The 8,392-nt window shown below is 64.0% G+C and carries 10 protein-coding genes; 4 read left to right on the plus strand and 6 right to left on the minus strand.

Annotated features, from left to right (window positions below):
- Window positions 1–37 precede the first annotated feature (37 nt).
- The 3 genes from AC1D1Y_RS19520 to tsaE form a co-directional block, all read right to left on the minus strand.
- Window positions 38–253 carry a glycine zipper 2TM domain-containing protein gene (locus tag AC1D1Y_RS19520; protein WP_477654236.1) on the minus strand — a complete coding sequence of 72 codons (216 nt, stop codon included), beginning with the start codon at window positions 251–253 and terminating at the stop codon, window positions 38–40.
- Window positions 254–445: 192 nt separating this feature from the next.
- A complete protein-coding gene (locus AC1D1Y_RS19525; RefSeq protein WP_477683786.1) occupies window positions 446–1,831 on the minus strand; it encodes an N-acetylmuramoyl-L-alanine amidase in 1,386 nt (461 codons plus the stop codon).
- Entirely contained in the window at window positions 1,828–2,346 is a 519-nt protein-coding gene (gene tsaE / locus AC1D1Y_RS19530; RefSeq protein ID WP_477683787.1) for a tRNA (adenosine(37)-N6)-threonylcarbamoyltransferase complex ATPase subunit type 1 TsaE, read from the minus strand. The genes AC1D1Y_RS19525 and tsaE overlap by 4 nt, the downstream gene beginning before the upstream one ends.
- A gap of 15 nt (window positions 2,347–2,361) precedes the next feature.
- On the opposite strand from tsaE, the gene queG reads away from it, so the two are divergent.
- On the plus strand, window positions 2,362–3,414 hold the full coding sequence (gene queG / locus AC1D1Y_RS19535; RefSeq protein WP_477683794.1) for a tRNA epoxyqueuosine(34) reductase QueG: 1,053 nt from the start codon (window positions 2,362–2,364) through the stop codon (window positions 3,412–3,414).
- A gap of 38 nt (window positions 3,415–3,452) precedes the next feature.
- The gene (locus AC1D1Y_RS19540; protein ID WP_477654233.1) at window positions 3,453–3,806 is read left to right on the plus strand and encodes a hypothetical protein; all 354 of its coding nucleotides are present in this window, start codon (window positions 3,453–3,455) and stop codon (window positions 3,804–3,806) included.
- A gap of 5 nt (window positions 3,807–3,811) precedes the next feature.
- Here the strand turns inward: AC1D1Y_RS19540 and AC1D1Y_RS19545 are convergent, their stop codons facing one another.
- From AC1D1Y_RS19545 to AC1D1Y_RS19555, 3 genes are read right to left on the minus strand one after another with little or no spacing between them, the layout of a single operon-like run.
- On the minus strand, window positions 3,812–4,546 hold the full coding sequence (locus tag AC1D1Y_RS19545) for a J domain-containing protein (protein WP_477683788.1): 735 nt from the start codon (window positions 4,544–4,546) through the stop codon (window positions 3,812–3,814).
- Between the two features lie 53 nt (window positions 4,547–4,599).
- Window positions 4,600–5,226, minus strand: a complete 627-nt coding sequence (locus tag AC1D1Y_RS19550; RefSeq protein WP_477683789.1) for a hypothetical protein — start codon at window positions 5,224–5,226, stop codon at window positions 4,600–4,602.
- A gap of 57 nt (window positions 5,227–5,283) precedes the next feature.
- A complete protein-coding gene (locus AC1D1Y_RS19555; RefSeq protein WP_477683790.1) occupies window positions 5,284–6,189 on the minus strand; it encodes an AEC family transporter in 906 nt (301 codons plus the stop codon).
- 111 nt (window positions 6,190–6,300) lie between these two features.
- On the opposite strand from AC1D1Y_RS19555, the gene AC1D1Y_RS19560 reads away from it, so the two are divergent.
- A complete protein-coding gene (locus AC1D1Y_RS19560; RefSeq protein WP_477683791.1) occupies window positions 6,301–7,281 on the plus strand; it encodes a tripartite tricarboxylate transporter substrate binding protein BugE in 981 nt (326 codons plus the stop codon).
- A 90-nt stretch (window positions 7,282–7,371) separates the two neighbouring features.
- Window positions 7,372–8,274 carry a site-specific tyrosine recombinase XerD gene (xerD, locus tag AC1D1Y_RS19565; protein WP_477683792.1) on the plus strand — a complete coding sequence of 301 codons (903 nt, stop codon included), beginning with the start codon at window positions 7,372–7,374 and terminating at the stop codon, window positions 8,272–8,274.
- Window positions 8,275–8,392 lie beyond the last annotated feature (118 nt).

An 8,392-nucleotide genomic window follows, 5' to 3' on the forward strand; every position in this document is an offset into this window, starting at 1 on the left:
CGCTTGAAGCGCCCTCTAAACCGGGTGTGGTGCGAACTCAGCGCTTCTTGCCGACCTCGTTACCGATAAGCGCACCTGCTGCGGCGCCGCCTACGGTGCCGAGCGTGCTGCCGAACACGGCATTGCCCACCAGACCGCCAGCTACCGCGCCAACGCCGGTGCCGATTTGTGCGTTCGTCGGGTTGGTGCTGCAGCCGCCGAGACCGATGAGTGCCGCTGCCGCTGCTGTCGACAAGATAAGTTTCGTGTTCATAGTTGTTTACCTTTGCTAAGAGTTCAGGCTCTTGCTGCTGACATTCACACCGTGAGGTCCTGGCTTTTGCCTGTGACCTCAATGTAGGGGGCTAAGTGCGCCGGGACTGTAGGAGAAGGTCGTCGCGGGCTGTCGGCTCGGTGCGGTCTTTAGTCTTCATTTTTGGCGCATCGGTACGCGCCGGTGTGGTGATCAGACAGCGCGGTTGCGCGCCAGCGGCGGATTGCGCGCGAAGTAGCGTGTGATGCCGCGCATCAAGGCATCGGCCAGCTGTATCTGGTAGTCGTCGCTGCGGAGCTTGGCTTCTTCGTCAGGGTTGCTGATGAAGGCGGTCTCCACCAGCACGCTGGGAATGTCGGGCGCTTTGAGGACGGCAAAGCCGGCTTGCTCCACTTTGGGTTTGTGCAGTTTGCCGACGTTGCCGATCTCGCCCAGCATGGCGCTGCCGAGCTTGAGGCTGTCATTGATCTGCGCCGTGGTGCTCATGTCCAGCAGGGCTTTTTGCACCTGCGCGTCCTTGGCCTTGACGTTGACGCCTCCCACCAGGTCGGCTGAGTTTTCCTTGTCGGCGATCCAGCGCGCCGCGCTGCTGGAAGCCCCTTTTTCACTGAGCGCGAAGATGCTGGCGCCCTGCGGCCGCGCCGTGAAGAAGGCATCCGCGTGGATGCTGATGAAGAGGTCGGCCTGCACGCGCCTGGCTTTCTGCACGCGGATGTGCAGCGGCACAAAGAAGTCGGCATCGCGCGTGAGGTAGGCGCGCATATTGGGCTGCTGGTTGATACGGTCGCGCAGGCGATGGGCGATCTGCAGCACCACGTCTTTTTCGCGCGTGCCGCCGGGGCCGACGGCGCCCGGGTCTTCACCGCCATGGCCCGGGTCCAGCGCCACGATGACGAGGCGGTCGGTCTTGTTTTTGGCGATGATCGCCGCTTCGGGCGATGGTTTGGCGCCGCCCGGGCTGGGCGTGGGTCCGGTGGGTTTTTCTTTTTCTTTTTCCGCGATGGCGGCCGGCGGTGGTTTGCTGTCGGCCGGCTTGCCCGACTGCCGCGCGATCAGGTCGGCGATCGGGTCGCTGCCGGCGGCGGGTGGGGCGGCGGCGGACTGCCGGTCGGCGAGCTTCTCGGCTATCAGGGCTTCAAGCGGGTCGGCCACCTGCGTCGGGTAGAGGTCGAACACCAGGCGGTACTGGTAGGCGGCGACGGGCGGCAGCGTGAACACCTGGGGCTGTATCGGCTGCTTGAGATCTATCACCAGCCGCACCACGCCGGGGGCGTTTTGCCCGACGCGTATGCCCGAGATGTTGGGGTCGTCGGACTTGACCTTGGYGACCAGCTCGCGCAGCGCCGGGATCAGGTCTATGCCTTCGATGTCGACGGCCAGGCGCGGCGGTTCGGCGACAAAAAACTGCCGCGCCTTGATTTCGCCGTCCGACTCGATGGTCAGCCGCGTGTAGTCCTTGGACGGCCAGACGCGCACGGCCACGATGGTGGCGCCGCGCGCGATGTGCTGCACGCCCAGCAGCAGCACCACGCTGCCCAGTTGCAGGGCGCTGCGGCGGTTCAGGGCCGGGCGCTTCATGCGATGAGTTCCGCGCCGGTAGCTGTGTGGGCCGTCAGGGTGACGGCGCGTGTGTCGTCCGGCAGCACCTCCAGGTGCAGCAGCAGGTCGGGTTGCGGCAGGTGGGGGCCGGCTTTTTCGGGCCATTCGACGAGCTTGAGGCCGGGGGCGGCGAAGATGTCGCGAAAGCCGGCTTCTTCCCATTCGCGCGGATCGTTGAAGCGGTAGAAATCGAAGTGCCAGATATTCATGCCGCCATTTTGGCCTGCATCCGGGCCGGCGTCCGCGAGCGTGTAAGGTTCAACCACCGCATAGGTGGGACTCTTGATACGGCCCTGCACGCCCAGGTTTTTCAGCAGGTGGCGCACAAAGGTGGTTTTTCCGGCGCCCAGGTCGCCCTGCAGCTCGATCAGCGCGCGGCCTATGGCGGGGTGGCCGGCCAGGGCCCGCGCGAAGTCCGCCGTGGCCTCTTCGTCGTGCCAGCTAATGTTTTTTACAATCGGCGGGTGTCCGCCAGCAACTCTTTGAACAGTCATCAGTTCGTTTCTCAAATTCAGGCTTGGGCGCGCGAGCTTGGATTTTCGCAAATCGGCATTGCCGGTGTCGACCTATCGTCGGCCGAACCCGGATTATCGGCTTGGCTGGCGGCGGGCTTTCACGGTGACATGCACTACATGGCCGCGCACGGCCTCAAGCGCGCCCGGCCGGCCGAGCTGATCCCGGGCACGGTGAGCGTCATCACCGCGCGCATGAACTATCTGCCGGCCGCCACCGCCGCCGCGCCTGGGGAGTGGCAGGCCCTGGAATTCAGCCGCCTGGAGCGGCCCGCCGAGGGCATTGTGTCGGTCTATGCGCGCGGCCGCGACTACCACAAGATCATGCGAAGCCGCCTGCAAAAGCTCGGCGAACGGATCTCGGCGCACGTGGAGCAACTGGGCCACCGCGCCTTCACCGATTCCGCGCCGGTGCTGGAGGCCGAGCTGGCGGCGCGCAGCGGGCAGGGCTGGCGCGGCAAGCACACCTTGCTGCTCAACCGCGAGGCCGGCTCCATGTTCTTTCTGGGGGAAATCTATGTGGACCTCGCCCTGCCGCCCAGCGAGCCGGTGGCGGCGCATTGCGGTACCTGCCAGGCCTGCATCGAGGTGTGTCCCACACAGGCGATCATCGCGCCGCACAAGCTCGACGCGCGGCGCTGCATCTCCTACCTGACCATAGAACACGCCGGCCCCATCCCGCTGGAGCTGCGGCCGCTGATCGGCAACCGCATCTACGGCTGCGACGATTGCCAGCTGATCTGCCCCTGGAACAAATTCGCCCAGCGCAGCGCCTTGCCCGATTTCGACGAACGCCAGGGCCTGACGGGGCAGCAGCTGGTGACCCTGCTCGGCTGGACCGAAGAGGCGTTTTTGCGCTTCACCGAAGGCAGCCCGATACGGCGCATAGGCCACGAGCGCTGGTTGCGCAACATCGCGGTGGCCATGGGCAATGCCTTGCGTGTGCTCGATGAGCCCGCCGGGCGGCCCCTGCGCGAGGCCCTGCGCGCGCGTGCCGCGGAGAGCGGCGAACTGGTCGCGGAACACATTGAATGGGCCCTGGCCCAATGACCTCCGGTAATATGCCCCGTGCATGAAAGGACTCCCACATGGACCCCACGATCTCAGGCGCGCTGGCTTCGCTGTTCGGCGCGGCCGTTGGCGGCGGCATTACGTTTTTCCTGAACCGGCAGCTTCACAAACACCAGCTGGCGCTGGCACATGAACAACACAAGACCGAATTCATGGCCGAAGACACGGCGCGCCATTTCCTGAGCCACAAGGGCTATACCGACCGCTCCTTTGAAACCCTGCAGATGCACCTGGGCGGATTTGAGGAAGATGAATTGCGCAAGATTTTGGTGCGCGCGGGGGCGATACGGGTTTATCGCGACGATGGGTCGGAGTGGTGGCGCTTGCTGAGCCGGATGGGCGAATTTATCGAGAAGAAGAACGCTGCCTGAATGCCTCAGCAGTCGGAGCGCTTGTAGTTCTGGTAGCACAGTTCGCGAATACGGGCCTTGTCCTTGGCAAGTCGTTGCTCTGCCATTCTGGCCTCGTTTTGCTCGCGCGACCTGGCTTCGTATTCTTTGCGTTGGGCTTCCCGTTGCTCGATGCTTTCCCGCTGAATTTCCTGGTAGCTGCGCTGTGCTTCTGAATAACGTGCGGTGCTGATGGCCCGCTCGCTTTCCCGGCGGAATTGGCTGTCCTGCTGCTCCGCGCGCCTGGCGATCTGCTGCCGGTTTGCTTCCTCGGCGGCCAGGCGAAGCTGTTCTTTCTTTTCCTCTTCGGCCGCTTGAGCTTTCAGCTGGAGTTCATGGGCTTCCTGTACTTTCCGGGCGGCTTCCCGCTTGGAACTGACGTAATAGCCCGTTGCGAAAATCACGATGACCAGCGCCAGCAGGATCGGCAGCATGCGCGCAGGCAATGAGGCCTCCGGTTTCACGCTGACCGATCTGTCGATGCGCGCGGCTGGCGCTGCGCCAGTCTTCGCGCTGCTCAGCTTGCGGTCATGCGCGGCCCTGGACTCTTCGTCGCGCAGGATCTGGTGTGCGGTTTTGACTTCAAGGAATTTATCAACGGCTTGCGGGTCTGCCGCAAGCCTGGCGGGAGAATAAACGCTTTTGGCTTTTTCAAAGGCCGCTTCGATGTCTTCCCGAGAGGCGTTTCCCGGCACTCCCAGAACTAGATAGGCTGACTTCATGGGCTTCCTGTGGGTCTTGAGTTGTTATTTCCCCTGTGGCAGGGGAGCTTGATTCAATAGCGGCGCGATGCGCGGTCGGCTGCGGCGGCGGCTCTCGCCGCGGCTGCCTCGGCGCGCCTCTCGGCGGCAATAGTCCGTGCGTTGCTTTCGGGGTAAGGGTAAGCGGTCGGCGCGCGGGCCCTTGTGCCGAACTGCTTGCTGTCCATGCACTCCGTCTCGATGGCGGAGCGGATTTCCACGGGGCTGCCTTTTTTGGCGAAAACCGCGGTAGCCAGTTCTTTTTCCTTGACCTTTTCCAGTCTCGCGATGGGTTTGCTGTCAATCGCGGTGTGCAGGCTTTCCAGGGTTTCCTGGCGGGTTCGCGCCTGGATAAAAGGCAGGGCGCGAATGCCCTTGTCCGCGCACTGTGCATCGGCCGTGACATTGACCTGTTCCTTGCTGAAGGAACCTGTCAGGGGAGAGTATTTTTTCTGAACCTCCGTATCGCAGGGTTTGTCCTGGAACGTGGCGCCGCATTTGAAGAGGGTTTGGCCGCCGCTGGCGCTCGAACACGCCGCTACCGTGAATATCAAGGCCGCGATTACGCTATGAATTCCCATCCCTGACTCCCTGTCATTGTCATTGCCATACCGGCTACAAATTTTTACATCAGTATACCCAGTGCGGGCGGAAACAGCCAAGGCTTGGGTGTCACCGACCGGGCGGGAAGATGCCGGCAGGAATTGGGGGGCGGGTATCTAGCGCAACACCGCCAAGGCAAACGGCAAGCTAAGCACCCCCAACATGGTCGACAAGGTCACCAGCCCCGCCACATAAGCCCCGTTGTAGCCCATGCGCGCCGCGAGCACGTAGGCGCTGGAGGCGGTGGGCAGCGCGGAGAAGGCCAGCAGTATGGTGGTTTGCATCGGCGACAAGCCGAAAGCCCTGGCCAGGCCCAGCGCCACGACGGGCAGCAGGAAGTGGCGTATCGACAGCACCGCCACCGTCAATGCCTTGGCTTGCGACAGGTGCGCGAACTGCATCCCGGCGCCGGCCGACATCAGGCCCAGGGCCAGGGAAGCGGCGCCTATGCGGTTGACGGTGGGTTCCAGCCAGACGGGGATGCTGAAACCCAGCAGGTTGGCGGCCAGGCCCGTGGCTGTCGCCACGATGAGCGGGTTGCGCACCAGCTCGCCCAGGAAGCCGCGCTGGGCGTGCTTTGCCATGGGCCATACCGCGGCAACGTTGAAGAGGGGCACGCAGACGCCGATCAGCACCGCGATCAGCTGCAGGCCCTGGGCGCCGGCCAGGCGGTCGGCCAGGGCCAGGGCGATGAAGGAGTTGAAGCGAAAGGCCACCTGCGCGCTGGCCGCGTGCTCGCGCGCGTCGATGTGGCRGCGCAGCCAGGGCAGGTGCGGCAGGCTGTAGGCCATGGCGATGCCGGCCACGCCCATCAGCAGGCCGGCGCCTATCAGGCTGGAGGCGGCGCCCAGGTCCAGCGGGCTTTTCACGATGGAGTGGAACAGCAAGACCGGAAACAGAAAGTAATAGACCAGGCTTTCCACCTTCTCCCAGACCGTGCGGTTGAGGGCGGTGTAGCGGCACACCAGGTAGCCGCAAACGATAAGGGAAAAGTCAGGAAAAAGAAGCTGGGCGTAATTCACCCCGCCGAGAATAACCGCAATCCCTGCGGGTTTGCCCTTATGCGTAATCCACAACTGCGAAGCGCGTGGCTGCGATTACCATTTCAGCTGTTTCATCGGAAGGATTTGAACATGCAACGTCGTTATCTCTTTGCCTACTCGGTGCTGTCCGCGCTTGTGCTGGGCGCCGCCGCGGGCCCTGCATTGGCGCAGGGCTACCCCAACAAGGTGGTCAAGCTGCAGGTGCCTTTCGCACCCGGCGGTACCACGGACATTGTGGCCCGCGTGATCGCCGAGCCGCTGGGCAAGGCCCTGGGCCAGAGCGTCATCGTCGAGAACAAGGCCGGCGGCGGCGGCGTGGTCGGCGCGCTGGAAATCGCCCGCTCCGTTCCCGACGGCTACACGCTGGGCGTGGCCACGGTGTCGACCACCGCAGCCAACCCGGCCATCAACCCCAAAATTCCGTACAACACGCTGACGGACTTCACGCCCATCATCAACATCGCGGCCACGCCCAACATCATTGCGGTGCACCCGAGCTTTCCGGCCCGCAACTACAAGGAGTTCCTGGCCGAGCTCAAGAAGAACCCCGGCAAGTACTCCTATTCGTCCTCGGGCACGGGCGGCATCGGCCACCTGCAGATGGAGCTTTTCAAGAGCATGTCGGGGACTTTCGTGACCCACATCCCCTACCGCGGCGCGGGCCCGGCCCTTAACGACACGGTGGCCGGCCAGGTCCCCATGATTTTTGACAACATTCCTTCCGCGCTGCCCTTTATCCAGCAAAAGCGCCTGATCCCCATCGTGGTGGCCGCGCCGCAGCGCCTGGCGGTGTTGCCGGACGTGCCGACCTTCAAGGAAGTCGGCCTGGAGCCGGTGAACCGCATGGCCTACTACGGCATCCTGGGCCCCAAGGGCCTGCCCAAGGAAGTTGTCGACAAGGTCAGCGCAGGCGTGAAGAAATCGCTGGAAGACCCGGCCGTGCGCAAGCGCATCGAGGACACGGGCTCGCTGATCATCGCCAACACGCCCGAGCAGTTCACGGCCCAGATCAAGGCCGAGTTCGAGGTCTACAAAAAAGTGGTGGACTCCGCCAAGCTCAAGCTGGAATAAGTCTGGTCCCGGTTCGCCCGGTGCGGGACTTCCCCGATCAAGCCGTCGTGCAGTTGAATGCACGGCGGCTTTTTTGTTATGGTCACCCCCATGCAAACACAAAGCCAGTCCAGCATCGACGCGTTCATCGACGCGCTGTGGCTGGAAGACGGCCTCTCCAAAAACACGCTGGCGGCCTATCGCCGGGACCTGTCGCTGTTCGCCGACTGGCTGGGCGCGGCCAGGCAGGGCGGGCGTGTACTGGATGCCACGGCCGAGACCGACCTCAACAGCTATTTTTCGGCCCGGCATGCCGCGACCAAGGCAACCTCGGCCAACCGCCGCCTCACGGTGTTCAAGCGCTACTTCCGCTGGGCGCTGCGCGAGCGACTGATAGACGCGGACCCGACGCTCAAGCTGCAGTCGGCTAAACAGGCGCTGCGGGTTCCCAAGACCATGACCGAAGCCCAGGTCGAGTCCCTGCTGGCCGCGCCGGACGTAGACACGCCGCTCGGCTTGCGCGACCGCGCCATGCTGGAACTGCTCTACGCCAGCGGCCTGCGCGTGAGCGAGCTGGTGGGCCTGAAGACTTTTCACCTCAGCCTCAACGAGGGCGTGCTGCGCGTCATGGGCAAGGGCAGCAAAGAGCGCCTGGTGCCCTTCGGCCAGGTGGCGCGCGAATGGATAGTCAGCTACCTCGCCGAGGCGCGGCCGGCCATCCTGGGCGGGCAGCAGACCGACGACCTGTTCGTCACCGGCCACGGCAAGGGCATGAGCCGCGTGATGTTCTGGATGCTGGTCAAGAAGTACGCAGTGCTGAGTAGCATCCATTCGCCGCTGTCGCCCCATACCCTGCGCCATGCCTTCGCCACGCACCTGCTGAACCACGGCGCCGACCTGCGCGCGGTGCAGATGCTGCTGGGCCACGCCGACATCTCCACCACCACGATCTACACCCACGTCGCGCGCGAGAGGCTCAAGGCGCTGCATGCGCAGCACCACCCCCGTGGGTAGGCAAAATCGTGCTTACATTTCATCTCTGGAAAGTCTTCATGCCGAGATCCATTCGCTTGCGCCGCGCGGCACTGCTGCTTGCGTTTTTACTGCCCGTCGGCGCAGCCCTGGCCCAGCC

It is taken from the genome of Polaromonas sp. P1_G1 (genome assembly GCF_056405595.1).

Coding starts and splice junctions, on each gene's coding strand:
- AC1D1Y_RS19545 (WP_477683788.1), bottom strand. CDS start 4,546: ATGAAGTCAGCCTATCTAGTTCTGGGAGTGCCGGGAAACGCCTCTCGG.
- xerD (WP_477683792.1), top strand. CDS start 7,372: ATGCAAACACAAAGCCAGTCCAGCATCGACGCGTTCATCGACGCGCTG.
- tsaE (WP_477683787.1), bottom strand. CDS start 2,346: ATGACTGTTCAAAGAGTTGCTGGCGGACACCCGCCGATTGTAAAAAAC.
- AC1D1Y_RS19540 (WP_477654233.1), top strand. CDS start 3,453: ATGGACCCCACGATCTCAGGCGCGCTGGCTTCGCTGTTCGGCGCGGCC.
- AC1D1Y_RS19560 (WP_477683791.1), top strand. CDS start 6,301: ATGCAACGTCGTTATCTCTTTGCCTACTCGGTGCTGTCCGCGCTTGTG.
- AC1D1Y_RS19520 (WP_477654236.1), bottom strand. CDS start 253: ATGAACACGAAACTTATCTTGTCGACAGCAGCGGCAGCGGCACTCATC.